This window comes from Agarivorans sp. DSG3-1 (assembly GCF_046774965.1).
GTDB lineage: Bacteria > Pseudomonadota > Gammaproteobacteria > Enterobacterales > Celerinatantimonadaceae > Agarivorans.
Genome location: NZ_CP177241.1, coordinates 429,346 through 453,497, shown reverse-complemented (window position 1 = coordinate 453,497; position 24,152 = coordinate 429,346). Strand labels below are relative to the sequence as shown.

Sequence of the window (24,152 nt, the reverse complement as noted above, 5' to 3'; positions counted from 1 at the left end):
TCACCTCTTATAGTTGATTAGTGGCTGGCGGCGTTTGAGCGCGCAAACGGACGACAAACTCGGGGCCTATACCTGGTAAGTTACGTACGCTAAGTTCACCATCAAAAGATTCGATTAATCGTTTCGATATGGCCATGCCTAAACCCAGGCCTTGTTTTTTGGTGGTGAAAAAAGGCTCAAAAATACGTTTGAGCTGCTCATGGTTCAGCATTGGACCATTGTCCCAAATAGCAATGCATTGCCAGTCACCTTCTTGATATTGGCGGATCCCCAAACGCGCCTGCTGAATGTTTTCTAAGGCATCGATGGCATTGTTGATGAGGTTGATAAGCACCTGTTCTAGTTGAATGGCATCGGCTTTAACCCACTGTTGGTTTTGGCCGCTAAATTCAATTTTTATTTGATTGGAAACAATTCGATTGGCCAAAATGGATAAGGCCGCATTAATGGATACCGCACTAGACACCGCACTGGTTTGGCCTTGGGATTTACGGGAGAAGATCTTAAACTTAGCAATCATTTTGCTCATCATTAAGGTGAGCTTAAGAATATCTTGTAGATTGTTGGTGACTTGCTGATGCTGCTGCTTTTCTTGAAAGCGCAAGGCATTCTCGGCGTAACTTTGCATAGCGGTAAGTGGCTGGTTTAATTCATGATTAATACCCGCCGAAAGCTCTCCCAAGGTAGCTAACTTAGCCGTTTGCACCAGTTCATCTTCGGTTTTCTTTAGCGTGCTAGCGGTACGTTGATAATCGTCAATGGCCTGCTGTAATTGGCGGTTACTGCTGGTGAGCTCTGCAGTACGCAGCTGAACACGGGTTTCTAATTCTTGATTTATTTCAGTTTGTAATTGGCGCCTAGCTTGCAGCTGACGCCAGTATAAATAAAGCAATACCAAACCCAAATAGAATAGCGAACTTAAGAACAACGCTTCGCCAATGTCGCTGCTATAGCCTCTATCTTCCGACAAGGCATATAAGCGCCAGCCGGCCGTGGGTAATACTCGAGTAATACTGTTGTAGTCTATCTGTTGGCCGCTGTAGTCCGGCAAGTTAATACTGCTTTCATGTAAGTTTTCAGCCATATTTGGCAGCTTATTATCACCGTACTGGCGTGAGTTAATAAGCTGTTGGCGCAGTGATTCCGGCAACGGTTTTATGCTGTTGTATAACCAATGAGTTTGGGAGGCATAAAACACCACGCCGTGTTTGTCGGTAAGCAGGTATTCGAAATTAGGGTCTCGCCAACTCTTGTCAATGATATTGAGGGCGACCTTCACAACCAATACACCAATGACCCGCTGCTTAAGCATGACCGGTGCAGAGAAGTAGTAACCGCGAACGCCAGAGCGAGAGCCAAGCGCAAAATACTGACCGTACTTGCCTAAAATAGCAGTTTGAAAATAGGGGCGGTAGCTATAACTACTGCCTACAAATGAGCGGGCACTTTGCCAATTGCTAGAAGCTAACGTGGTGCCGGAAGGGTCTAATAAGTAGGTGACATCGCTGCCTTGCAGCTGATTAACTTGCTGTAAATATAGGTTAAGAGCTTGGCGGCGTTGGCTACTCAAATTAAGGCTCAGCGGCTCAATAAGCTGCTGTTGTATGGCAAGTACTTTAGGAAAGTTTCTAAAGCGGTCCAGCTCGTGTTGAATACTGCGTTGTAAGCGCTGGCTTTCTTCGAGTAATTGGCGTTGTTGTTGCTGTTTCGCTTGATATTGAGCGGTAACACCAGCAAGCAGCATAAGCGTTAACCAGCCTAGTAACAATACTAGCTTTTGTCCTAAGGAGAGTTCGTTTTTCAGACGCTGTTCCATAGCAAGCCAATCCACTCATTCAATAACATTAGCTTATAAAAGATTTCAGCATAATGCTGATTGTTCAGTCACATAGTGTAAATTGTGAGCGAAAATGGCAGCTGAATAAGGCCGTATATTACCTACGGTTATAAAAAATCCCGTTTTATTCTTTATTGTGGTGACTCAAGCTTGGGTAGACTAGCTGCAATTGTGATTCTAGGGTGCGATAAAAAATGTTGTTAAAGGAACTTTCGTCATTGGCTAGCCCACTGTCTGAGCAACAGGTTAGCCTGCTGCAACAGGCTACGGCAGAGCTATCGGTAACTCAGCTGGCATGGGTAAGTGGTTACCTTGCCGGTGTCGGACAAACAGCCGGGCAAATTGCTCCGTTGGCCTCAGCACAACCTGCTGGCAAACTCACTATTTTGTATGCTTCGCAAACGGGTAATGCCAAGGGTGTCGCTGAAGAATTGAAGGCTGCAGCGCTAGCAAAAGACATTAATGCTGAGCTCGTTAACGTGGCTGACTACAAAGCGAAAAGCTTGAAAAATGAAACTCACTTATTGATTGTTGCTAGCACCAATGGCGAAGGCGAGCCACCTGATGACGCGATTGAGTTTCATGAGTTCTTAGCTTCTAAAAAAGCACCAAAACTAGATAACCTAAAATACAGCGTTTTAGCGTTAGGTGACTCTAGTTACGAGTTTTTCTGTCAAACCGGTAAAGATTTTGACGAACGTTTAGCCGCCTTAGGTGCCGAGCGTGTCGCTGAGCGTGTTGATTGTGACGTTGATTACGACAAAGATGCCGACGCTTGGACCTTAAAAGCATTAGATGAAATTAAGCAAACCTTAAGTGCAGAGCCAAGTGGTTCGGTAGTTAGCTTGCCAGTGAATGCACCTGCAGCCAGCCAGTTCAATAAAAAGAACCCTTATGCAGCAGAGTTAAGCTTAAGCCAAAAAATTACTGGTAGAGATTCAGCTAAAGATGTTCGTCATGTAGAAATTGATTTGGGCGAGTCAGGAATCCAATATCAAGCGGGTGATGCACTCGGTGTATGGTTTGAAAATGATAAGTTGTTAGTTGAACAAATTATTGCTCGCCTTGGCTTAGCGGCCGATGAAACGGTTAGCCTTGATGACCAGCAACTCACACTGGTTGAGGCCTTGGCCGAGAAACTAGAAATTACCCAAACTAGCGGTGCTTTTGTAGAAGCATGGGCTAATTGGTCTGCTAGCAAGAAATTGCAAACAGTGATTGCTGATAAAGATAAGCTACGTGAGTATGCGGCTAATCATCAGGTAATTGATGTATTGCTAGAGAAAAAAGCCAAGGTAAGTGCTCAAGATTTTGTAGACGCGCTACGCAAGTTAACGCCACGTTTGTATTCTATTGCATCTGCCCAAGCCGAAGTGGAAGAAGAAGTACATTTAACAGTGGGTGTAGTGAGCTACCAAAAAGGTGATGAACAGCGCTTAGGCGGAGCATCAGGCTTTTTAGGCGCGCGTGCTGAAGAAGGCGCACAGGTAAAAGTGTTTGTTGAACACAATGACAACTTCCGCCTGCCGAGCAACTCAGATACCCCAGTGATTATGGTGGGGCCTGGTACCGGTATTGCCCCGTTCCGCGCATTTTTACAACAGCGTGACGCCAGCGATGCTGAAGGCAAAAACTGGTTGTTGTTTGGTGACCAAACCTTTACTCAAGACTTTTTGTACCAAACAGAATGGCAGGGTTACTTAAAGTCTGGCTTGTTAACCAAGTTAGATGTGGCGTTCTCGCGTGACCAAGCTGAAAAAATCTACGTTCAAGACCGCTTGAAAGAAAACGCCGCTGAGGTTTATCAATGGCTAGAAGAAGGGGCGTACCTCTACATTTGTGGTGATGCAAATCGCATGGCGAAAGATGTTCACCAAGCTCTCTTAGAGATTATTGCAGAGCAGGGCGCTAAAAGCCCAGAGCAAGCAGAAGAGTATTTAAAACAGTTACGCAGTGCTAAGCGTTACCAAAAGGATGTTTACTAATGAGTTCGGATCTAATTGTTGAAGGCAAGTTGTCGGATAATGAGCGCCTAAAGCGAGAAAGTAACCTTTTGCGTGGCACTATTGAAGCTGACCTAGGTGACCGTATCACCGGTGGATTTACAGCAGATAACTTCCAGTTAATTCGTTTTCACGGTATGTATCAACAAGATGACCGCGACATTCGAGCAGAGCGTACTAAACAAAAATTAGAGCCACTGCATAATGTCATGTTACGGGCTCGTATGCCGGGTGGCATTATTCAGCCAAAACAATGGTTAGCCATTGATAAGTTCGCCGCAGACCACACCATGTATGGCAGTATTCGCTTAACTACCCGTCAAACTTTTCAGTTTCATGGTGTATTAAAACCGAATATTAAATTAATGCACCAAACGCTGAACAGCATCGGTATTGATTCTATCGCTACTGCCGGTGATGTTAACCGAAACGTACTATGTACCAGCAACCCAGTTGAGTCTGAGCTGCACCAAGAAGCTTACGAATGGGCCACTAAAATTAGTGAACACTTACTGCCTAAAACTCGCGCCTATGCTGAGATTTGGTTAGACGGCGAAAAAGTCGAAGGTGGCGAAGAAGAGCCCATTTTAGGTTCAAATTACTTACCGCGTAAATTTAAAACCACGGTAGTGATTCCGCCGAGTAATGATATTGATGTGCACGCAAACGATCTTAACTTTGTGGCCATTGCCGACAATGGTAAATTGGTTGGCTTTAACGTGCTGGTGGGCGGTGGCTTAGCCATGACTCATGGCGATAAGTCTACTTACCCGCGCCGTGCTGATGATTTTGGTTTTGTGCCTTTAGACAAAACTTTAGACGTAGCTGCTGCAGTAGTGACGACTCAGCGCGATTGGGGTAACCGAGTTAACCGTAAAAATGCTAAAACCAAGTACACCCTTGATAGAGTCGGTATTGATACCTTCAAGCAAGAAGTGGAAAAGCGCGCCGGGATAGCATTTGAAGAGAGCCGTGCTTATGAGTTTACTTCTCGTGGTGATCGTATCGGTTGGGTAGAAGGCATTGATGGTAAACACCATTTAACCCTATTTATTGAAAATGGTCGCTTGTTAGATTACCCAGAAAAAGCCTTAAAAACAGGCGTAGCGAAAATTGCTGAGATCCATAAAGGGGATTTCCGCATGACAGCGAATCAAAATTTGGTCGTGGCCGGCGTTGCTGCTAAAGATAAAGCCAAAGTTGAAAAACTGGCTCGCCAACATGGCTTAATTGACGATGGTCATAGCCCACAGCGTTTCAACTCAATGGCTTGTGTGGCATTTCCTACCTGTCCCTTAGCAATGGCAGAAGCTGAGCGTTACCTACCAGGTTTGGTTGATGACGTAGAGCAATTGCTGGCTAAGCATGATATGAGTGAAGAACACATCATTCTGCGGGTTACTGGCTGTCCTAACGGTTGTGGTCGTTCTATGTTGGCCGAAGCAGGCTTAGTGGGCAAAGGCCCTGGTAAGTACAATTTATATTTAGGTGGTAACCAAAGCGGAACACGTATTCCAAAACTCTATTTAGAGGGTATTGGTGAGCAAGAAATCTTGTCTGAATTTGACGGATTAATAGCGCGCTGGTCTAAGGAACGTGAGCAAGATGAAGCTTTTGGTGACTTTGTTATTCGTGTAGGTATTGTCGCTGAAGTAAAAGTAAGCGTTAGGGATTTTCATGACTAACTTCGATTTAGAGCAATTGGCTGCGCTTCCTGTAGAAGCGCGTATTGCTGAGTTATCTGATGTAAACAAAGAGCTTGAGGGCATGACTGCTCAACAGCGCGCTGCTTGGGCCTTAGATAATCTGCCACAACAGGTGGTGTTAACCTCTAGTTTTGGTATTCAAGCTGCGGTGAGTTTGCATATGCTGACTCAGATTAAACCTGATATTCCGGTTGTTTTAACCGATACAGGCTATTTGTTTCCTGAGACCTATCGTTTTATTGATGAGCTGGCTAGCCGCTTAAACCTTAATTTGAAGGTGTATAAGTCGCAGCAATCAAATGCTTGGCAAGAGGCGCGCTTTGGCAAGCTTTGGGAGCAAGGCGTAGAAGGTTTAAAGCAATACAATACCTTAAACAAGGTTGAACCTATGCAACGTGCTTTTAAAGAGCTAGAAGTGAAGAGCTGGTTCTCTGGCTTGCGTCGAAGTCAGTCTTCAACCCGTACTGATTTGCCAGTATTGCAGATTCAAAATGGTGCCTTCAAAGTACTGCCGATTATTGATTGGACCAATAAAGACGTGCACTACTACTTAAAAGAGCACAACTTGCCTTACCACCCTTTATGGGAAGAAGGTTATGTATCGGTGGGTGATGTGCAAACTTCGCAGCCGTTGCAAGCGGGCATGACAGAAGAAGATACTCGCTTCTTTGGCTTGAAGCGTGAATGTGGCATTCACGAAGAGGTGGCTGGAAGCGGTATTTAAACGGCTACCAATACAAAAAAACGCGGCTTAAGCCGCGTTTTTTATAAGTGCTGATTTTATTTCTACAGAGCTTAGTTGCGCTCAAAGTAATTGTGTAGCAATTGTTCCAATTGCTCTTGATAAGACGACAGAGCTTGCTTTTTAATTAATTGAGCTAGCTCATCACCAATTGGTGTAAAACGATGGTAAATCAGCTTACAGCCTTTAAATCGCGGTCTTAGGCTATAGTGGGCTTCACCATGAATTAATGGCGTATCGTGATGAGCGGAAGGGCGTATTTCCAGCTCCCTATCAAATAACAACCCTAGTTCGGTGAGTTGCAGGATGTGGTGATAAGGCATACGGTGCTGGCCTAAGCTGATTTTATCTAGCTTTGCTCTTACTAAACCTAAATTACTGGCAGGACGGACGATACCGGTAATAATCTTGTTGTTTGCTTCCCCACCTATCGTTGAACTTAACTCACACGCTGACTGAAACCACTTGGCTTCGCGCTGTGTCATCAGTTTTAAAGTACGTAAGGCTTTTACCGAGAAGCTTCCAGGAGTGGAGAGTTCTTGACTCAGTATGTCTGCCCATAACATTTGCATCGATTTCACTTGAGTATTACTGGCCAAGTGCAAAAATTCAGTCATCCAATCAGCATCGGGTTCGCTACCCGCATCTTGCTCGCTGGTTTTCTGGGCAGAGAAATAAATGATTTTTTCTAAGTTTTGTTGTTGAGTTGCTTTTTCAACGATAGCTCGAGCCTGAGCTCGCTGTGACCAAGTAGACGGCACTTTGTCTTTTTGTAGTAATGCATCTAAACCTCGTTGTTTAGCTAATTTAGCTAACTGCAACGCAGTGTTCTCTACTTGGCTGTTTTTGTTCTCAATGATTGGCTTGTCAGACATGAAATACTCCCTCGATTGCTCATTTTTACTGGGGATTCATTGATAAAGCAAGTTTGCATTCATTGTTAAAAGTGTTAAATTTAGGTTAATTGGCTGATTGGGAGGTAGCTGTGTTAAAAAACCTTACCGTATGGACAAAGCAACATAAGCTATTAACAGTGTTAATGAGCGTGTATGTGGTCAGTCTACTGGTACTTATGACAATGTTTGAATAGGCGTAAATAACTTACGCCTATTTTTTTGAGTTTAGATATTGGCTTTAATTAAGCCTATCACTTGGTCAATTTCCTGCTGGTTTAGCTCGCCATCTTTAGCAAACAATACTTCGCCTTCTGCATTTAACAATATAATGGCTGAAGACTTCGCTTTAATTTTCCACAGATCAAATAAATCGCCTTTTTTGTCTATAACAAAGCTGGCTTTAGGAAAACTCTTTTTATTGGTTTTCATTTTGCCTGTTACAAATCCAGAGGTACCAAAAATGGCATCATCTAAGTTAACGATGGTAACCGTTTGGTAGGTATCGTTACCGAATTTAGCTTGTTTTACTGCTTCAATCATTGGCGCGTTAAGTTCTTTGGCGCTGGTGCGCCCGGCCATTGCCTGGATAAGGCGTACTTTGCCATTTAGCTGTTGGGTGCTCCAAGGGCTATAGCTGATATCACCTCCAGTCAGCTGTAACTCTCCCGCATTGTCGATGTTGATATTGGGCACAGAATTACCAGGATTGATATTGAGCGCCATCGCCCAGGCAGGTAGCAAACTTAATAGTAATAAAAAATGTTTCACGTCGAATTCCTTGTGGTTAGCAGCACTAATCAGGTCAGACCTGTGTGAAACATTTATAACAAAAAACTAACATTGGTTAATAGAGTGCATCGCTTATCAATTGCACATCTGCGAGCAACATCTCTTTTATGAGTTCTGAAGAGCCTGAAACTAGCGTGTGGGGATGTTCATCAATCATTATTGTTGGTCCTTCAATACCACTACTGGCATCAATCGTCAGCCAAGCCGGAGAGGCGCTACCTACGCTATCAGCGGGGTAGACCATATATATAGGGTGATTGGGGGCTAACTCGCTAAGAACCAGAGCTAACAATAACGCGCGTTCGTCACTGTCTGCGCGATTATCTTTAAGTACATCCACCGGAGAAGTGAAGCTGTAGTTGTTTTCTTGTTTGGTTGGAATAGTGAGCAGCCAAGCTTGCACTTCAGCCAAGGAACGATTGAGATCTTGTTGTTGCTGAAAATGCTCGATTAGCGGATTGACTCGCGATCTATTTTGATAAAAAAGCTGTGAGTAGTTAGGGCGTACGCAGGGGTATTGCGCGCCTTGAGGATGTAAACAAGGAAGTAGACTTAAGTGGCGAAAAGCGTCTTGAGTGTATTGCTCATATGCGTCCCAAAGCATTTTAGATGAAGGGCTTCCATTATCACTGCGTAGCGCTTCTAAAATGTCATCTAGGCGTGTTTCAGGGTCATCGACGTATTGGTTAATCATCGATACTGCATGCTCTAAGCGAGGGCTTAAGTAGGCGCTAATCGCTTGTGAGGGGTAAGTTAAGCTATAGCTGATGCGAAAGGTTTCCACTTCAGACTGGTTAATTAATTCTTCTGAAAATTGCAGTTGCAGCTGCTGAGAGTCGCCATGAGTATCAGCCCACTGCCATTCACCATAAAAAGTATTATCGTTAATCTCGCCGGGTGTTGTGATACTAAGAGATTGATTGCTAAATAGTAAATTGCTTAAACATATTACGAATAAGCCTGCAGAACGAATCATAAACGCCTCTCAGTACCATTTAGCTATACCTTAAGTAAATAGCACTGATTGGCGATATTGCTAATTATTGTTAATAGAATGTTACTATGGGCAGGTGCCTTCTTGATAAGACATTAGCTCAGGATCGCCACAGGCGGAACAGGCATTGCCGTATTCCTTCAATTCACCATTCACCTCGCCACACACTGGATCATATTGCATGGTACAAATCTCAGGACGCGGCTCTTCACATACCCCATCAGCTTTGAGCTGAGGCTCTGACGCTTGGCTACAAGCCATTAATAGAAGGGTAAAAAATGCGATAACAACGTGCTTAATCATGAGCAATCACCTAAAATTTAAAAGGATTAAGATTGTAGATGAAAAACTTATGAAACGTCGACTGATTTACCTGCTTATCAGCCTATTTTTCGCCAGCTTTGGTGCTAGCGCTGGCCCTATTATTGTGCAAAAAAGTTCTGACCCTAACAAAGTAGATGCCTTTGAGTTGAAAAAAGAACTGCTTGAGCAGCATCTTTGGCAAGAGCAATTGCGAACCGAGGCTCAGTTGCAATGGCTACGTGAACTACCTTTAGGTTGCGTATTCAGCGCTAATGGTGATTATCAATGTGGGTTAAATTGGTATCGACCTTACCGTTATCAGCAACAGCAACTATACATTGAAGTGCCGTCTCCCCAATCAAGTGCTGAAAATGCGCAATAGCTGGCAAAATTGGCTACATTAAATGCTATCCTAGACGTAGGTTTTTAGTCTCGAACACACTGTATTTTATGCATATTCATATTCTAGGTATTTGTGGCACTTTCATGGGCGGTCTAGCCATGTTGGCGCGCGAGTCAGGCATGCGAGTGACTGGCAGTGATTTAAACGTTTATCCTCCTATGAGCACTCAGCTCGAGTCGCTTGGTATCGAACTCATTCAAGGTTATGACCCTTCTCAGCTGGATCCCGCACCTGACTTGGTGGTGGTAGGTAATGCCATGAGTCGCGGTAATCCTTGTGTTGAATATGTGTTAGATAAAGGCCTTAAATATTGCTCTGGTCCTGAATGGCTTAAGCAATATATCTTGCCGCAGCGCTGGGTACTCGCGGTGGCGGGAACCCATGGAAAAACCACTACTGCCAGTATGCTAGCCTGGATACTAGAAGATAATGGGATGTCACCTGGTTACTTAATTGGTGGTGTTCCGCGCAATTTTCAGGGCTCGGCCCGTTTAGGCGATACTCCTTTTTTTGTGGTGGAAGCCGATGAGTACGACAGTGCTTTCTTTGATAAGCGGTCTAAGTTTGTTCATTACCAACCAAGAACTCTCGTTTTAAATAATCTCGAGTTTGATCATGCTGACATCTTCGACGATCTTGCAGCTATTCAGAAACAATTCCATCATTTATTGCGTATTGTCCCGTCAACCGGAAGAGTGATTTCACCAAAGAAAAATCAAGCTATTCAGCAAGTATTACATCAAGGTTGCTGGTCTGAATTGGAACAAAGCGGAGAAGGTGAAGCCTGGCAATGGCAAGCTATTAAAAGCGATTGCAGTGAAATATCGATAGTTTTAAATGATGAACATCAGGGTCAGTTAGGGTGGGACTTAATTGGCCAGCATAATGCTGAAAACGCACTAATGGCAATTGCTGCCGCTAGACATGTAGGTGTATTGCCAAGCTTGGCAATTGAGAGCTTGCAGAAATTTCTTCCGCCAAAGCGTCGTTTAGAATTGTTAGCAGAGGTGAATGGAATACGCTTGTTTGATGATTTTGCTCATCATCCTAGTGCAATCGCCAGTACCTTAGAGGGTTTACGGGCGCAGGTATCAAAACAGCGTATTATTGCGGTATTAGAAGCGCGTTCAAACACCATGAAGATGGGAATACATCAAGAAAAGCTCGCGATGAGTTTGCAAGAAGCCGATTTAGTCTTTTTGTATCAGCCTGATGAACATAATCAATACATTGCAGATACAGCGGCGCAGCTTAAGCAAGCAAAAGTATGTAGCTCTGTTGATCAAATTGTCGCTGAGATTAAAAACTTGTTAGTGAGTGGCGATCAAATATTAGTGATGAGTAATGGTGGTTTTGAAGGGATACACGCTAAGTTAGTCCAGGTACTAAGCCAATAAAAAAAGGGCCCTTAGGCCCCTTTAGCTGTGCTTATTTGCCCGGCGGGCGCAATAATGACAATACAAAGTCGTTCAAGAAATCTACCACTTCTTGACGCTCTGGGCTGTCTGGGCGATTAATCATTTGTACTGCAAGGTACAATCCTGCGTTAATCGCTTGAGCAGCTTGTAGTGCATTTAGCGCGCTACTGATTTCTTTGCTGTCAAAGCCAGCTTGAATGCTTTCACCAATTTGTTGGTTAATTTTAGCCATTACCGCGCTAAAACGTGGCCATACGTCTTCACGAACTGAAGAGCTCCACTCTAACCAAATGTGAATAACATCTGAGTTGCTGTAGGCTAACTCAACCAAGGCTGATAAGTGGTGCTGAACCGCAGTAATTGCGTTCTCATCAGTTGGGTAGGTTTGCTCAACCAAGTTTAACATTGTCTGTTCAACTTCAGAAAGGACAGCGTCTACTAGGTCTTCACGGGTATTGAAGTAGTTGAAAACGGTCGCTACCGATACGTTTGCTAGTTCAGCGATTTCGGCGTGACCTGCACGACCAATACCACGACGGGCAAAGATTTCTACAGCGCATTGCATGAGCTGCTTACGGCGAACTTCCGGCGACAACCGGGTACGGCGTCTTAATGTGCTAGTTTGCATAGTTTGTTCTCGCGTTTGTTATTTCATTTATTATTTTAATAGGCATTTCTTGCTTACCATTTTTGACGAAAATCATCTAAAATGTGCCGTTCAGTGTAAAAGAACCATGAACGATTGAATGCCTTTCAATTAAATAATAGTGTATTTACAAGCTAAATAATAGTTATTGACATAAGTAACTAATGACTTGTTTGTTATTTTATTGATAATTCCTATGTTTTTTATTTTTTTACATCCGTGCTAAACAGGTTTTTGCTGACATAAACAGCTAATGAATAGGTTCAAATTATGAAACATCGCGTAGAAGAAATGATCAGCGAGCAGGAAATTGCTCAGCGAGTGGCAGAGATTGGCAAAGAAATTACTGCTACTTATACCTCTGATCGAAAATTAGTGCTGGTGGGGTTGTTACGCGGCTCGTGCATTTTTCTTTCGGATCTTTCGCGCAAAATTGACCGTAGTCTAATATTAGATTTTATGACTGTATCTAGTTACGGTAGCAGCATGGTAAGCACTCGTGATGTGCGGGTACTTAAAGATTTAGATGACGATATTAAAGATTGTGATGTAATTATTGTTGAAGACATTATCGATACCGGTAATACCTTGAGCAAAGTACGCGAAATGTTGTCGTTGCGTGAGCCAAACAGTGTGGCTATTTGCACCTTGCTAGACAAACCTTCTCGCCGTGAAGTAGAAGTTCCGGTTGATTGGGCTGGCTTCAGTATCCCCGATGAATTTGTTATTGGTTATGGGCTTGATTTTGACCAATACTACCGCAATCTACCCTATGTGGGCAAAGTGATACCGCTAGACTAAGGCGAGTTATCATCGGGCCCTAAGGGCCCATTTTTTTATCCTTAATTAAGTAGTGATTATGCAGGCGTTAGCAATTCAAGGTTTGAAGAAAACCTACCCCGGTGGTGTGCAAGCGGTAAAAGGCTTTGATTTAGTGGTAGAGCAGGGTGACTTTTTTGCACTGCTTGGGCCAAATGGTGCGGGTAAATCTACTTCGATTGGGGTGATTACCTCTTTGGTAAATAAATCTGAAGGTAGCGTGACGATTTTTGGTCACGATATTGATACAGACCTAGAAGCCGCCAAATCTTATGTGGGTTTAGTGCCTCAAGAATTTAACTTCAACCAGTTTGAAACAGTGCTGCAAATTGTGGTGAATCAAGCAGGTTACTACGGTGTGCCTCGGCCCTTGGCGATGGAGCGTGCTGAGAAGTACTTATCGCAGTTAGATTTGTGGGAAAAGCGCAATGCTCGAGCCCGTGAGTTGTCGGGTGGTATGAAACGCCGTTTAATGATTGCGCGAGCATTAATGCATGAGCCTCAGCTGCTTATTTTAGATGAGCCTACCGCAGGCGTAGATATTGAGTTGCGCCGTTCTATGTGGGATTTCTTGAAACAGCTAAACAAGCAAGGAATTACCATTATTCTAACTACTCACTACCTCGAAGAGGCGGAGATGTTGTGCCGTAACATCGGTATCATAGATAAAGGTGAGCTGGTAGAAAATACCTCAATGAAACAACTGCTTTCTAAGCTAAATGTTGAAACCTTTATTTTTGATATCCAAGGCGACCACCAAGCCATTGCTTTGAACGGTTTCACTACTCGTTTAATAGACAAACATACTTTAGAAGTGGATGTAGAAAAGAGCCAAGGGCTTAACTCAGTGTTTCGTTTATTAGATGAGAATGGGGTAGTAGTGCAGAGTATGCGCAATAAGGCTAACCGTTTGGAAGAGCTGTTTGTGACCCTAGTGGCGCAAGGGAGGCAAGCATGAAACTGGCATTATATGGCACCGCTTTAAAAAGTATTTTAACCAAAGAGATTATTCGCTTTGGCCGCATTTGGGTGCAAACCTTAGTGCCACCGGCGATTACCATGAGCTTGTACTTTGTGATCTTTGGTAATTTGATTGGATCTCGTATTGGTCAAATGGGTGGCTATAGCTACATGGAGTTTATTGTACCTGGCTTGATTATGATGTCGGTGATTACCAATTCATACTCTAATGTTGCCTCGTCTTTCTTTAGCTGCAAATTCCAACGCAATATCGAAGAACTGCTAGTTGCTCCAGTACCTAACTATATTATTATCTTGGGTTTTGTGGGCGGCGGTGTAACACGTGGTTTGATCGTGGGCTTTATTGTTACTTTGGTGTCGCTGTTTTTTGTGCCACTGCAGTTGCATAGCATTGCGGCTATTGGGCTCACCGTGCTACTAACCTCGGTATTGTTTTCTTTAGGTGGTTTAATCAACGCTATCTACGCCAATACTTTTGATGACATTAGCATTATCCCCACCTTCATATTGACCCCATTGACTTACTTAGGTGGTGTATTCTATTCCATCAGTTTGTTGCCTGATTTTTGGCAGAGCGTGTCGCAAATCAACCCCATTGTATACATGGTAAATGCGTTCCGTTTTGGCTTTTTAGGGATCAGTGACGTATCGCTATGGTTATCATTTAGCATGATTATTGGCTCTATCATTATTCTATACACGTGGGCGTTTATCTTGATTAAACGTGGTTACGGGTTACGCGCCTAATGGAAGGTAACTCTCGAAGCGTTAGCTCTAATCAGCAGGGCATTCACGAAAACTTACGCAAGGTGGTACAACGCCATCTTGATGAGCCTTTTCAAAAGCCTTATCAGCAACATACCCTAGATGCTTTTCATCAATTGGAAAAGCAAGTTGAAGCCGCGGGTCGCCCCTTGGTGTTTGATTCTTGTTGTGGCACCGGTGTAAGTACCGCTGCTTTGGCTGAGTTGCACCCAGAAGCCTTGGTGATAGGGATGGACAAATCTGCTCACCGGCTCACTAAACATCAGGCGCATTTTGACCAAGCAGGGCAAAACTATTTGCTATTGCAGGTGGACTTGAATGATTTTTGGCGGCTAGCACTAGAAGCTGGCTGGCAGCCAAGCCATCATTACGTTTTATACCCAAACCCTTGGCCTAAATCGCGCCACTTGCAGCGCCGTTGGCACGGCAGTGCGGTATTCCCTTATATGCTTAAGCTGGGCGGAACGCTGGAGTTACGTAGCAATTGGGTGACCTACTTAGAAGAGTTCCAAATTGCCTTAACAATGGCGGGTTACAACAGCGAGCTCAACTCTTATCAGAGCGATAAGCCGATTACGGCATTTGAGCGTAAATATCAAAATAGTGGCCAACAGCTTTGGCAGCTGCAAAGCCACTTATCTTAAGCTAAATCTTACTAATGCTTAGCGTGTTGCTGAGCTTCTAAATGGGCGATACCTGCATCAAACAGTTGGTAAAGCCCGTCTAGAACCTTACTGGCCTGCTGAAAATACTCATTCACAGAAATAGACGGATTAGGCTTTTTAATCAGCTCTTCATCTATAGTGGTGAGTAAATGCTCAAGCAGCGGTTGATAGGCAGGATCGTCTGGAACAAAGCTATTGGCAAAGTGATTTAGCGACTGCGCGTCTATTTGCGAAATTTTGTTATGCAAAAAGGCTAAGCGAATTCGCTCCACGCTACTGCTTTTCTTGGCTGCAGCTAAGCCGGTGCCTAGGGCTCTTACTTGGCCAATCGATTCCGCTGTTTCTAGCAATTCGTGCCACAAAAAATCAATGTTTTTGTGTTGTTTACTTAGCGTAGTTAAGCAATAAAACCCCGCCAAGTCTTGTGATAAAAACAGCAAGTTCTTAATCATTAAACTGTGTTGGGCAATGTTGTTTTCTAAATTGTTCTCTTTCCAGCTCTGTTGTAAACGCGGCCAATGCTGCAGAAAACTATCCCAACGAGATTGGCTAGCGACAAAACTGTTGTCGGCGAGCAGTTGTCGGCTTTTGCCTACTTCCCGTTGTTGTTGCTCTAAGGCATGGATCTGTTGCTGGTCTCCATTGAGAAAGGCACAGCTTAACCCGCGATGTTTCTGAATTGCCACCACCAGGTTTTTTAGTTGTTTAAGGGCCGCAAGACCGGCGTATTGTTGTTGCGTTCGGCGTTTGGCTAAAAGCCAAGACACAATGGCCGCAAGACTCAATAAGCTTAGTATGCTGGTGGCAATAATGGCGCTAGTGTTCATATTAAGCTCCTTGCTGACTTAACACACTAAGGTGTTTGGCAATGCTGGCACTTTGCTCTGCACTGGCTGTGTTATTGCGCGCAGAGTCGGCGACTTGGTTAATATGAGCCGATAGCTCAATAGTGGCTGCATGTTGTTGCTCGCTATTGCTAGCAATGATTTCGGTTTGTGCTTGTAGCTCTTGGTTTTTGTTATAAATGCGTTTGAGCTGTTGACGTGAATTGTCCACGGTATGTTGAATGTCCTGAGCTTGAGTGGTGAGCTGGGTGATATGCTCTAATACTTCGTTAATGTTGCCTTGCACATCTTGCATGCTCTGGCTAATTTCGTTGGCCGATTGATGGCTTCGGTTGGCTAGGTTTCTTACTTCGTTAGCCACAATCGCAAACCCACGTCCGTGCTCGCCCGCTCGCGCCGCTTCAATTGAAGCATTGAGAGCCAGCAAGTTGGTTTGCTCGGCTATTTCTTCAATGGTTTTTGAAATACTACTTACTGTGTGTGACTTTTGATGTAATTGGGTCACTTTATCGAGGCTGACTTCACCTTTGGCGACCATTTTTTCGGTGCCTTGCTGAGCCGCTAATGCTGCCTCTTGGCCTAGTTCAGAAAAGCTTTTGGCTTCGTAACTGGCTTGAGCTACTTGCTTCACCTGTTCGGCTACGTCTTTAATGCTCTCGCTCATTTCTACTACGGCACTGGCAGAGGCTTGGCTAGCGTCGGCTTGCTGTATCGCTCCACTTGCTACTGATTGGGCTTGTAAAGATAGCTCCGCCGAACAGTGGTTAATTTCGTCTAAGGCATCTTGCTGTTCTATCACGCGGCGTTGCTGCTGCCTGAGTAACTCCATTTGTTGATGACGTGAATCTTGGAAAAAGTAGCTAGCTAAACCTTTACTTTGTTCTTGATCCGGTTGCTGAATTTGGCTGATTAACAGCTTTAGAATGAATAAGCTAGAAATGGCTAAGCATACACATAAACAAGTTAAGGTTAAGGCTAATAAGCTTGGCTGGTGCTGCAGGTTAACAACACTCACTATGGTGAGTAGTAAGTAAGCTAACAAGAAACTATTAAATGTGGTGGTGGCTTTATGCATCAAAACTCCTCATACATATCAGCGTATTTTGTAAATCTTAGTTACCACAAAGCAAAGACCATTCCTTTTTGAGTTTTTTGTCTAAAAGCCTATTCAGTTACTTGTTGGCTCAGCTGCAATATTTGTTGATGATGATGTCGCAACATGGCTAACTGCTCACAGTGCGAGAGTGCTTGCCAATGAGCAATAATATTCTCTAAGTGTTGGCAATGCCGATAGTTTATGCGGGCTTGTAGTAGCACCATAATTTCATCAATTTGTTCTTTAGTACTATCTAATTCTGCGGGCGAATAGAGCGGGTCGCATAGCTTTTGGGCGTGCAATCGCCAATGTCGCCGAGTGATATGAGAGAGCGATTGTAGAAGTTGGCTATGTTCAATCTGTTGCTGTTTATCGGCGCGTTTATGGGTTTTGATTAGGCTGGGGATCGGCACCATGGCTAAAGCAAACAACACCATCAATATTAGGTAAATACTTAGCACTACTGCTCCCGGTGCAAGTAAGCGTAAATTCGCTTTGAATAAAGCAAAAAGCAAACCAAGAGCTAGGTTTTTTCTAAATTGGTAAAATTATGCGCTACATAAGGGAGCCATGTTGGCGGGTTGTTTTGTAAGTGCTAATTAGATGTTATTAAAGCAGGATTTGTTAATGCTTATTGAACATTGAATCAAAAAGGCGCACTGCAATGGTGCGCCTTTTGTCACTGTGCACAGCCATAGTGCTTAGGCTAGTTGTACAGGAATGTCTTTGCTGGTGCGAACGATGTCGTTATTTTCGTTTAAATACACTAAAGAAGGTTTGTGGTTTTTAGCGTCTTCGTTACTCATGCTTACATAAGCACATATAATGACGCGATCGCCTACTGCTGCGCGACGAGCAGCTGCACCGTTTACCGAAATAATCTTAGAACCGCGCTCGCCAGAAATAGCGTAAGTAGAAAAGCGCTCACCGTTCTCAATGTTGTAGATATCAATTTTTTCGTATTCGAGGATACCAGCTTGATCCAACACATCTTGGTCGATAGCGCATGAACCTTCATAGTTTAGTTCCGCGTGGGTAACGCGCGCTTGGTGTAGTTTGCCTTTTAGCATGGTAGTTTGCATGACGTTCTCTCTATTGATCGACAAATTAGCTTAATTCAACCACACAGTTGTCTATTAGTCTCACTTCCCCTAGGAAAGCGGCCATAAGAACAACTGCAGTGGTTGATTGTGAAGTAATGGGCTCAAGTGTGTTGGCATCAACTATATCGATGCCGTCACAGCGAAAGCCTTGTAGCTCTAGCTGTTGAATAGCTTGAGCTTGTAATTGGAGGGCATTGTTGTGATTTAGTTGCCGAGCAATGAGTTGCATTTGCTGGGCTAACTGCGGCGCTTGCAGGCGCTGCTGGGAGCTTAAACGCGTATTTCGCGAACTCATGGCTAGGCCGTCTGGCTCTCGTACCGTCGCAAGGCCAATAATCTCAATTGGCAGCAATAAATCAGTGGTCATTTTTCGAATTAAAGCGAGCTGCTGAAAGTCTTTCTCACCAAATACCGCGACGTTAGGCTGAACCAGATTAAATAGTTTACAGACTACCGTGGAAACGCCTTCAAAGTGGCCAGGGCGCAGCGCACCTTCCAACATTGTAGAAATGCCTGGTACATTGACTTTGGTCTCAAGCGACAAACCATTGGGGTACAGTACTTCTGCGCTAGGAATAAAGACTAAGTCTGCTCCTGCTTGACTTAACGCGGCTAAATCTTCTTCTAGGGTGCGAGGGTAGCTGTCTAAATCACTACTGTTATTAAACTGCAATGGATTGACAAAGATAGACACCACCACCACGTCGCAGTGGCGCTGTGCTTCTTTCACCAAGGCTATATGCCCTGCGTGCAGGTTACCCATGGTGGGCACAAAACCAATACGCTGGTTTTGCTGGCGAGCACCTTGTAGTGCCGAACGTAATTGCTTCGGCAGATTTACGGTTGTTATCATTAGCTGAAGCTCTGCGCCTCGCCAGGGAATTCTCCCGAAGCTACTTGCTCTAGATACAAGCTGATAGCGCCACGAATGTCGCCAGCGTCGGTTAAAAAGTTTTTCGAAAACTTAGGAATATGCCCTTTGCTAATGCCAAAGGCATCGTGCATCACTAGGATCTGGCCGTCAGTCACATTGCCTGCACCTATGCCTATTACCGGAATAGTGAGAGTTTCGGTAATCAGTTTTGCTAGCTCAGTAGGAATACATTCAAGTACTAATAATTGAATGCCTGCCGTTTCTAATTGCTTAGCGTGCTCTAGCATTTCTTGCGCTTGCTGTTCGCCGCGGCCTTGAACTTTGTAGCCGCCAAACAAGTGCACGGATTGTGGAGTTAAACCTAGGTGACCACACACAGGCACTCCACGCTCAACCAAGCCTTTAATGGTTGGGCTTAGCCATTCGCCGCCTTCAACTTTTACCATTTGCGCGCCAGCCTGCATGAGTTTGGCAGCGTTTTGGTAGGTTTGTTCCGGCGTGGCATACGACATAAATGGCATGTCGGCAACAATCATGGTTTTTTCAGTGCCACGGGCTACACAACGGGTATGGTAAGCAATGTCATCTACGCTTACGGCTAGGGTGTCTTTATGGCCTTGCAATACCATGCCTAAGGAATCGCCAATGAGTAGCAAGTGCATGCCTAGCTCGTCAAACAACGAAGCAAAGCTAGCGTCGTAAGCGGTGATACAGGAAAATTTCTCGTTATTTTGCTTAAACTTTTGTAAGTGAGAAACTGTAATTCTGCTCATAGTTAGTTACCGTTTGCCTTTAACAACAAGACAAATTAATTAGTGAATATAGTATTTAAGCCCAGTCAGCAGGGCGTTTAAAAATCTGTAAGCCGTTGCTATCAATAGATGCTGCTAATTGTTGCACCAAACTTTGGTCTGGTAAGTGCAAATCGGCGGCAATTTCGGCGAGCGGTAATAATACAAACTCTCGCTGCTTCATTCCATAGTGAGGGACGGTTAGTCGTGGAGTATCGATGATTTGATTGCCGTAGAGCAATATATCGAGGTCGAGAGTGCGTGGGCCCCAGCGTTCATCTTTGCGTTGCCGGCCTTGCTCTAGTTCAATTTTTTGAGTGAGGTTGAGTAATTCTAGAGGCGCGAGCTCAGTGTCTAACTCAAATACTGCATTTAAGTAGTCAGGTTGATCTTGCGGGCCCATTGGGCGGCTCTGATACAAAGAAGAACTTTTAACGAGGGTGAGCTGTTGGCTAGCTGCCAAGGTTTGCCTGGCAGCTATTGCTTGCTTGAGCGGATCAACTAAATTGCTGCCTAGGGCAAGGAAACAACGGGCCATTATTAGCCTTCGGTCTTCTTCGGCTTACGCGGGCGACGGCGACTCTTACTGCGGCCAGACGCTTTATTAAGCTCTCGTACCATGGTGTTACGACCTTGCTCGTTACTGCGTTGCCATTGTTGCCACCAACTCGCTAGCTCTACCAAGTTGTTATCTTGAGTGGCTTTGGCACGTAATTCTAAAAAGTCGAACGCAGCCCTAAAGCGCGGATGGCCAAAGGTTTGGAAAGCACGCTTACCAAAGCGGCGATCTAGGCGCGATTGCAATTGCCAAATCTCGCGGACACCGGTGGTAAAGCGCTTTGGAATGGCCACGCTTTTACATTGCTGATCCAGCAACCAAGTCATTGCCATAGCTGAGGCGTCATGCTCGCCAAGCGAAAGCTCAATCAATAACTCGTCTTTCTTAATTTCTAATAGCGGCCACAATAGGGCAGCAAATACAAATGCTGGTGTTACTTTTTGGTCGCCACGGACTCGTTTATCAGTGCTGGCTAAAGCCATCAACATAAAACGCAGTTCTGGTGAGTCTTCATCCCATGGCTGTAACAAGGGTTTTAACAACGGGAATAGTGGATACAGCAATTGTGTATCGGCCAGCATTTTAAAGGTAGATTTACCTTCACCGCTTAAAAATAGCTTTAAGCATTCTTCAAATAATCGCGCAGCTGGAATGTCTTTTAACAAATGACCGTATTGGGCAATTGGATCACGACTTTCTTTGGCTATATCAAAATCAAGTTTTACCGCAAAACGCACTGCTCGGAGCATCCGCACCGGGTCTTCGCGATACCGAGTTTCTGGGTCACCAATCAGTTGCAAACGACGGTCTGCAATATCGCTAATACCACCAGCAAAATCCACCACTGAGAAATCGGCAATGTTGTAGTACAAGGCATTTACGGTGAAGTCGCGACGTTCAGCGTCTTCATCAATGCTGCCGTATACGTTATCACGCAGCAACATACCTTCTTCACTGCGCTTCGATTCAGTATTGGCGGCTTCACTGTCGTGGTGGCCACGGAAGGTAGCTACTTCGATGATTTCGCGACCAAATAGTATATGCGCCAAACGGAAGCGACGGCCCACTAAACGACAATTGCGAAATAGCGCCTTAATTTGCTCAGGGGTAGCATTAGTTGCTATATCAAAGTCTTTTGGCTGTTTGCCAAGTAATAAATCTCGTACTCCGCCGCCTACCAAGTAAGCGTTGTAGCCAGATTTATGTAGACGATACAACACTTTAAGCGCGTTCTCGCTAATGTCTTGGCGAGAGATATTGTGTTCAGCACGGGGGATCACTTGCTGTTCCAGCTTAGCTGGCTCAGCACTGTTTGGATTTATGATCCGCTTATATACTTTGGCGAGTTTGCGTAAAATGGGTGCCCCCTTGAGCGCGCATTATCTACATGGTGAAAAATAAGGCGCTAATATAGCTTTTTTACAAAGAAATACAACCAATTCACTGGCTGTGTAGCGAGATTTTTGGTATCGCTGAAAGCTGCCAGTTAGCTAAGGCTTTGTTTAATATTTGTTCACAGCTTAGTTCAAGCCAGCCTGCTTCGCTTGCTTGACCTAAATAACGTAAGGCTTGCAGCAGCAATTGCTGATTTTGTTTACCGGAAATAGACGGTGCATGGTTTTGCTTACTGAGCTTATTTCCATGTTCATCTAGCACTAACGGCAGGTGCAAATAATTAGGTGCAGCTTTGGCTAATAATTCAAAAATAGCCAGTTGCCTGCCTGTGGTAAGAATAATATCAGCGCCGCGTACTACCTCGGTAACCCCTTGCTCGGCGTCATCTAAGCTCACCGCTAAGTTGTAGGCATATAAACCATCTCGGCGTTTAATAATGAAATCTTCTTCAGCTAGGGCCTTTGGAATAGTAACCTCTCCAGCCAGTTGATCATTAAAACTGTATATTGGCCGACTTGCAGATAAACGTGTCGCGCAGTTATCGCCATTTAAGGCTAAGTCGCGACAGGTGCTGAGATAATAACCGCCAGCTGCTTTAATTTGCTTGCGAGTACATTGGCAATAATACGCAGCTTGTTGGTGTAACCATTGGTCAATTTGTTGTTGATAGGCGGTTAAACGTTGGCTTTGGTAAAATACCGAACCATCCCAATGTAAGCCAAATTGCTCCAATTGTTTGAGGATTACCTTACTTGCACCGGCTTGTTCACGCGGGGGATCAATATCTTCAATTCGCACTAACCACTGGCCTTGCTGGCTACGCGCCTGCAGATAACTGCCAACAGCAGCAACTAAAGAACCTAAGTGTAAGGGGCCTGAAGGGGAGGGGGCAAAACGGCCTACGTAGGGCTTAACGCTCATAGTTAAAGTCTTACAATATAAAACTTGGCAGAAATGCAGTGATAGCAAATCTGCCCAAGTTTTAACAAAACTAGCCGACCAATTGTTTCTCTTTGATCTCTGCTAAGGTTTTGCAATCGATACACAAATCGGCCGTTGGCCTTGCTTCTAAACGGCGAATACCGATTTCCACTCCACAGGCATCACAAAAACCAAAGTCTTCTTCAATTTTGAGCAAAGTCTTTTCGATTTTTTTGATCAGCTTGCGTTCGCGGTCACGAGTACGAAGTTCAAGGCTGAATTCTTCCTCTTGGGCCGCGCGATCTACTGGATCAGGGAAATTAGCCGCTTCGTCTTTCATGTGCGTTACAGTGCGATCAACTTCTTCACGAAGTTGGTTACGCCACGCTTCAAGAATAGTGCGGAAGTGGTCAATCTGAGCATCGTTCATGTACTCTTCGCCAGGCTGAGCTTGATATGGTTCAACCCCTGCGATAGAGAGCACACCTAGTGTTTTCTTTTTGCCGTCTGGCATACTTCTCTCCCAAATTCCGTACGACTTTTTTCGTTAAACAGTCGAGGATGTAAATTAGGCGGGTATCTATATCAGAAAGGCTAACGCTCCGCAAATGAATTGCCATGAATTTGCCAATTCCACCTAAGCTACGCCACATATTGAAGACTGTTTGCTTGTTTTTTAATCACTCCTCTAAAGTAGTAAATCGCTAAGTGCTATTGTCACAAATATGTCACTTACTGTTTCAGGGGCTCACTGTTCATTTCTGTTTTAATTTGTCTAGGCTCTGCTAATACTCCCTAAATTATAATATACAAAGCTACTCTTTGCGCAGAGGCCTAGCCAGTAGGAATGGCTGAGCGAAGTTGGCAAGCTTGGGGGCTTAGCTCGGCTTTATAGGCTAATACTTCTACACCCTGTTGTTTTGCCTGTTGCAGAAGTTCGGCATATTTAGGGTCGATGTGCGCTGCGGCTTGTACTGACGTGATGCCGCTGTGTAACACTGCAAACAACAATACTGCGCGGTGTCCTTGCTGTTTCATTTCCATCAATTCACGTAAGTGTTTTTGGCCACGGGTGCTGACGGCATCTGGAAAGTAGCCTTTACCGTCTTGCAATAAGGTGCAAGATTTTACTTCTATGTAGCAGTTTTCACGCTGTGGGTCTTCTAACAAAAAGTCTATACGACTATTTTCGCTGCCATATTTCACTTCGCGGCGTAGGCTTTGATAATCCTGTAACTCAGTAATCACCTGCTGGTTAATGGCCTGTTCTACCCACTCATTGGCTTTAGCGGTATTTACGCAAATCATATCGCCCGCTTTAGTTTGGCTTAGCTCCCAACTAAGTGAGTACTTACGTTTTGGGTTGCTGGATTGGCTATACCAAACGGTATTGCCAGGCTCTGCACAGCCTGTCATCGCGCCTGTGTTAGCGCAATATATGGTGGTTTCGCTACCATCAGCCAAGGTGACATCGGCTAAAAAGCGCTTATAACGTTTGATTAATGTGGCTGGCTTTAATGGAGATTCAAATGACATTGGCTGGAGTAATCTTACAAATAGTGAGCCCATGCTAACACTGATTGAATACCAGCGAGTAGCCT

Annotated in this window: 26 protein-coding genes; 9 read left to right on the top strand and 17 right to left on the bottom strand. The window is 44.4% G+C overall.

Annotated elements, in window-relative coordinates:
• Window positions 1-7: 7 nt before the first annotated feature.
• Window positions 8-1,816 (bottom strand): sensor histidine kinase, encoded by a 1,809-nt coding sequence (locus ACLD71_RS02205; protein WP_411992745.1) that lies wholly within the window; start codon window positions 1,814-1,816, stop codon window positions 8-10.
• Window positions 1,817-2,031: 215 nt separating this feature from the next.
• On the opposite strand from ACLD71_RS02205, the gene ACLD71_RS02200 reads away from it, so the two are divergent.
• Genes ACLD71_RS02200 through ACLD71_RS02190 form a run of 3 tightly spaced genes read left to right on the top strand, consistent with a single transcriptional unit; the run spans window position 2,032 to window position 6,270 of the window.
• Window positions 2,032-3,822 carry an assimilatory sulfite reductase (NADPH) flavoprotein subunit gene (locus ACLD71_RS02200; protein ID WP_411992743.1) on the top strand — a complete coding sequence of 597 codons (1,791 nt, stop codon included), beginning with the start codon at window positions 2,032-2,034 and terminating at the stop codon, window positions 3,820-3,822.
• Window positions 3,822-5,525 carry an assimilatory sulfite reductase (NADPH) hemoprotein subunit gene (cysI, locus tag ACLD71_RS02195; protein ID WP_137673946.1) on the top strand — a complete coding sequence of 568 codons (1,704 nt, stop codon included), beginning with the start codon at window positions 3,822-3,824 and terminating at the stop codon, window positions 5,523-5,525. The genes ACLD71_RS02200 and cysI overlap by 1 nt, the downstream gene beginning before the upstream one ends.
• Window positions 5,518-6,270 carry a phosphoadenylyl-sulfate reductase gene (locus ACLD71_RS02190; protein ID WP_137673947.1) on the top strand — a complete coding sequence of 251 codons (753 nt, stop codon included), beginning with the start codon at window positions 5,518-5,520 and terminating at the stop codon, window positions 6,268-6,270. The genes cysI and ACLD71_RS02190 overlap by 8 nt, the downstream gene beginning before the upstream one ends.
• 71 nt (window positions 6,271-6,341) lie before the next feature.
• On the opposite strand, the gene ACLD71_RS02185 is transcribed toward ACLD71_RS02190, so the two are convergent.
• The 4 genes from ACLD71_RS02185 to ACLD71_RS02170 all read right to left on the bottom strand — a co-directional run bounded on the left by ACLD71_RS02185 (window position 6,342) and on the right by ACLD71_RS02170 (window position 9,270).
• Window positions 6,342-7,163, bottom strand: coding sequence for a TIGR03899 family protein (locus tag ACLD71_RS02185; RefSeq protein WP_411992740.1), 822 nt, complete (start codon window positions 7,161-7,163; stop codon window positions 6,342-6,344).
• A 246-nt stretch (window positions 7,164-7,409) separates the two neighbouring features.
• Window positions 7,410-7,952, bottom strand: coding sequence for a YtfJ family protein (locus ACLD71_RS02180; protein ID WP_137673949.1), 543 nt, complete (start codon window positions 7,950-7,952; stop codon window positions 7,410-7,412).
• A gap of 76 nt (window positions 7,953-8,028) precedes the next feature.
• Entirely contained in the window at window positions 8,029-8,949 is a 921-nt protein-coding gene (locus tag ACLD71_RS02175) for a hypothetical protein (RefSeq protein ID WP_137673950.1), read from the bottom strand.
• A gap of 84 nt (window positions 8,950-9,033) precedes the next feature.
• Window positions 9,034-9,270: a hypothetical protein gene (locus ACLD71_RS02170; RefSeq protein WP_411992738.1), complete on the bottom strand. Its 237-nt coding sequence runs from the start codon at window positions 9,268-9,270 to the stop codon at window positions 9,034-9,036.
• Between the two features lie 49 nt (window positions 9,271-9,319).
• Here ACLD71_RS02170 and ACLD71_RS02165 point away from each other — a divergent pair, with 49 nt between their 5' ends.
• On the top strand, window positions 9,320-9,652 hold the full coding sequence (locus ACLD71_RS02165) for a hypothetical protein (protein WP_411992737.1): 333 nt from the start codon (window positions 9,320-9,322) through the stop codon (window positions 9,650-9,652).
• A 68-nt stretch (window positions 9,653-9,720) separates the two neighbouring features.
• Entirely contained in the window at window positions 9,721-11,070 is a 1,350-nt protein-coding gene (gene mpl / locus ACLD71_RS02160; protein WP_411992735.1) for a UDP-N-acetylmuramate:L-alanyl-gamma-D-glutamyl-meso-diaminopimelate ligase, read from the top strand.
• Window positions 11,071-11,101: 31 nt separating this feature from the next.
• Here mpl and ACLD71_RS02155 read toward each other — a convergent pair whose 3' ends face one another.
• Complete coding sequence (locus ACLD71_RS02155; RefSeq protein WP_137673954.1) at window positions 11,102-11,719, bottom strand: TetR/AcrR family transcriptional regulator; 618 nt, start codon at window positions 11,717-11,719, stop codon at window positions 11,102-11,104.
• Between the two features lie 288 nt (window positions 11,720-12,007).
• On the opposite strand from ACLD71_RS02155, the gene hpt reads away from it, so the two are divergent.
• The 4 genes from hpt to trmB are packed head-to-tail and all read left to right on the top strand — an operon-like array spanning window position 12,008 to window position 14,946.
• On the top strand, window positions 12,008-12,538 hold the full coding sequence (gene hpt / locus ACLD71_RS02150; protein ID WP_137673955.1) for a hypoxanthine phosphoribosyltransferase: 531 nt from the start codon (window positions 12,008-12,010) through the stop codon (window positions 12,536-12,538).
• 58 nt (window positions 12,539-12,596) lie between these two features.
• The gene (locus ACLD71_RS02145; protein ID WP_174235958.1) at window positions 12,597-13,514 is read left to right on the top strand and encodes an ABC transporter ATP-binding protein; all 918 of its coding nucleotides are present in this window, start codon (window positions 12,597-12,599) and stop codon (window positions 13,512-13,514) included.
• Entirely contained in the window at window positions 13,511-14,284 is a 774-nt protein-coding gene (locus ACLD71_RS02140; RefSeq protein WP_303553988.1) for an ABC transporter permease, read from the top strand. The genes ACLD71_RS02145 and ACLD71_RS02140 overlap by 4 nt, the downstream gene beginning before the upstream one ends.
• Window positions 14,284-14,946, top strand: coding sequence for a tRNA (guanine(46)-N(7))-methyltransferase TrmB (gene trmB, locus ACLD71_RS02135; protein ID WP_137673957.1), 663 nt, complete (start codon window positions 14,284-14,286; stop codon window positions 14,944-14,946). Before ACLD71_RS02140 ends, trmB begins: the two co-directional genes overlap by 1 nt.
• 11 nt (window positions 14,947-14,957) lie before the next feature.
• On the opposite strand, the gene ACLD71_RS02130 is transcribed toward trmB, so the two are convergent.
• From ACLD71_RS02130 to sfsA, 11 genes are all read right to left on the bottom strand, one after another.
• Window positions 14,958-15,794 (bottom strand): nitrate- and nitrite sensing domain-containing protein, encoded by an 837-nt coding sequence (locus ACLD71_RS02130; RefSeq protein WP_137673958.1) that lies wholly within the window; start codon window positions 15,792-15,794, stop codon window positions 14,958-14,960.
• Between the two features lies 1 nt (window position 15,795).
• Complete coding sequence (locus ACLD71_RS02125; protein ID WP_411992731.1) at window positions 15,796-16,887, bottom strand: methyl-accepting chemotaxis protein; 1,092 nt, start codon at window positions 16,885-16,887, stop codon at window positions 15,796-15,798.
• 89 nt (window positions 16,888-16,976) lie between these two features.
• The gene (locus tag ACLD71_RS02120; RefSeq protein ID WP_137673960.1) at window positions 16,977-17,369 is read right to left on the bottom strand and encodes a hypothetical protein; all 393 of its coding nucleotides are present in this window, start codon (window positions 17,367-17,369) and stop codon (window positions 16,977-16,979) included.
• A gap of 240 nt (window positions 17,370-17,609) precedes the next feature.
• Window positions 17,610-17,990, bottom strand: a complete 381-nt coding sequence (panD, locus tag ACLD71_RS02115; RefSeq protein ID WP_137673961.1) for an aspartate 1-decarboxylase — start codon at window positions 17,988-17,990, stop codon at window positions 17,610-17,612.
• Window positions 17,991-18,015: 25 nt separating this feature from the next.
• On the bottom strand, window positions 18,016-18,864 hold the full coding sequence (panC, locus tag ACLD71_RS02110) for a pantoate--beta-alanine ligase (RefSeq protein ID WP_411992729.1): 849 nt from the start codon (window positions 18,862-18,864) through the stop codon (window positions 18,016-18,018).
• On the bottom strand, window positions 18,864-19,658 hold the full coding sequence (panB, locus tag ACLD71_RS02105) for a 3-methyl-2-oxobutanoate hydroxymethyltransferase (RefSeq protein WP_411992727.1): 795 nt from the start codon (window positions 19,656-19,658) through the stop codon (window positions 18,864-18,866). The genes panC and panB overlap by 1 nt, the downstream gene beginning before the upstream one ends.
• Before the next feature lie 55 nt (window positions 19,659-19,713).
• Window positions 19,714-20,214: a 2-amino-4-hydroxy-6-hydroxymethyldihydropteridine diphosphokinase gene (folK, locus tag ACLD71_RS02100; RefSeq protein ID WP_137673964.1), complete on the bottom strand. Its 501-nt coding sequence runs from the start codon at window positions 20,212-20,214 to the stop codon at window positions 19,714-19,716.
• Between the two features lie 2 nt (window positions 20,215-20,216).
• Window positions 20,217-21,512 carry a polynucleotide adenylyltransferase PcnB gene (gene pcnB / locus ACLD71_RS02095; protein WP_235836233.1) on the bottom strand — a complete coding sequence of 432 codons (1,296 nt, stop codon included), beginning with the start codon at window positions 21,510-21,512 and terminating at the stop codon, window positions 20,217-20,219.
• A gap of 163 nt (window positions 21,513-21,675) precedes the next feature.
• The gene (gluQRS, locus tag ACLD71_RS02090) at window positions 21,676-22,551 is read right to left on the bottom strand and encodes a tRNA glutamyl-Q(34) synthetase GluQRS (protein WP_411992725.1); all 876 of its coding nucleotides are present in this window, start codon (window positions 22,549-22,551) and stop codon (window positions 21,676-21,678) included.
• Window positions 22,552-22,621: 70 nt separating this feature from the next.
• Entirely contained in the window at window positions 22,622-23,065 is a 444-nt protein-coding gene (gene dksA, locus ACLD71_RS02085) for an RNA polymerase-binding protein DksA (protein ID WP_137673967.1), read from the bottom strand.
• A 320-nt stretch (window positions 23,066-23,385) separates the two neighbouring features.
• Window positions 23,386-24,087 carry a DNA/RNA nuclease SfsA gene (sfsA, locus tag ACLD71_RS02080; protein ID WP_137673968.1) on the bottom strand — a complete coding sequence of 234 codons (702 nt, stop codon included), beginning with the start codon at window positions 24,085-24,087 and terminating at the stop codon, window positions 23,386-23,388.
• Window positions 24,088-24,152: the final 65 nt, after the last annotated feature.

Excerpts from the sequence above, each read along its gene's own strand:
- ACLD71_RS02165 (WP_411992737.1), top strand. The coding sequence starts at position 9,320 with ATGAAACGTCGACTGATTTACCTGCTTATCAGCCTATTTTTCGCCAGC.
- ACLD71_RS02155 (WP_137673954.1), bottom strand. The coding sequence starts at position 11,719 with ATGCAAACTAGCACATTAAGACGCCGTACCCGGTTGTCGCCGGAAGTT.
- hpt (WP_137673955.1), top strand. The coding sequence starts at position 12,008 with ATGAAACATCGCGTAGAAGAAATGATCAGCGAGCAGGAAATTGCTCAG.
- panB (WP_411992727.1), bottom strand. The coding sequence starts at position 19,658 with ATGAGCAGAATTACAGTTTCTCACTTACAAAAGTTTAAGCAAAATAAC.
- ACLD71_RS02185 (WP_411992740.1), bottom strand. The coding sequence starts at position 7,163 with ATGTCTGACAAGCCAATCATTGAGAACAAAAACAGCCAAGTAGAGAAC.
- panC (WP_411992729.1), bottom strand. The coding sequence starts at position 18,864 with ATGATAACAACCGTAAATCTGCCGAAGCAATTACGTTCGGCACTACAA.
- ACLD71_RS02205 (WP_411992745.1), bottom strand. The coding sequence starts at position 1,816 with ATGGAACAGCGTCTGAAAAACGAACTCTCCTTAGGACAAAAGCTAGTA.
- trmB (WP_137673957.1), top strand. The coding sequence starts at position 14,284 with ATGGAAGGTAACTCTCGAAGCGTTAGCTCTAATCAGCAGGGCATTCAC.
- ACLD71_RS02170 (WP_411992738.1), bottom strand. The coding sequence starts at position 9,270 with ATGATTAAGCACGTTGTTATCGCATTTTTTACCCTTCTATTAATGGCT.
- ACLD71_RS02140 (WP_303553988.1), top strand. The coding sequence starts at position 13,511 with ATGAAACTGGCATTATATGGCACCGCTTTAAAAAGTATTTTAACCAAA.
- cysI (WP_137673946.1), top strand. The coding sequence starts at position 3,822 with ATGAGTTCGGATCTAATTGTTGAAGGCAAGTTGTCGGATAATGAGCGC.
- mpl (WP_411992735.1), top strand. The coding sequence starts at position 9,721 with ATGCATATTCATATTCTAGGTATTTGTGGCACTTTCATGGGCGGTCTA.
- folK (WP_137673964.1), bottom strand. The coding sequence starts at position 20,214 with ATGGCCCGTTGTTTCCTTGCCCTAGGCAGCAATTTAGTTGATCCGCTC.
- ACLD71_RS02175 (WP_137673950.1), bottom strand. The coding sequence starts at position 8,949 with ATGATTCGTTCTGCAGGCTTATTCGTAATATGTTTAAGCAATTTACTA.
- ACLD71_RS02145 (WP_174235958.1), top strand. The coding sequence starts at position 12,597 with ATGCAGGCGTTAGCAATTCAAGGTTTGAAGAAAACCTACCCCGGTGGT.
- ACLD71_RS02130 (WP_137673958.1), bottom strand. The coding sequence starts at position 15,794 with ATGAACACTAGCGCCATTATTGCCACCAGCATACTAAGCTTATTGAGT.
- panD (WP_137673961.1), bottom strand. The coding sequence starts at position 17,990 with ATGCAAACTACCATGCTAAAAGGCAAACTACACCAAGCGCGCGTTACC.
- ACLD71_RS02125 (WP_411992731.1), bottom strand. The coding sequence starts at position 16,887 with ATGCATAAAGCCACCACCACATTTAATAGTTTCTTGTTAGCTTACTTA.
- gluQRS (WP_411992725.1), bottom strand. The coding sequence starts at position 22,551 with ATGAGCGTTAAGCCCTACGTAGGCCGTTTTGCCCCCTCCCCTTCAGGC.
- dksA (WP_137673967.1), bottom strand. The coding sequence starts at position 23,065 with ATGCCAGACGGCAAAAAGAAAACACTAGGTGTGCTCTCTATCGCAGGG.
- ACLD71_RS02200 (WP_411992743.1), top strand. The coding sequence starts at position 2,032 with ATGTTGTTAAAGGAACTTTCGTCATTGGCTAGCCCACTGTCTGAGCAA.
- ACLD71_RS02190 (WP_137673947.1), top strand. The coding sequence starts at position 5,518 with ATGACTAACTTCGATTTAGAGCAATTGGCTGCGCTTCCTGTAGAAGCG.
- sfsA (WP_137673968.1), bottom strand. The coding sequence starts at position 24,087 with ATGTCATTTGAATCTCCATTAAAGCCAGCCACATTAATCAAACGTTAT.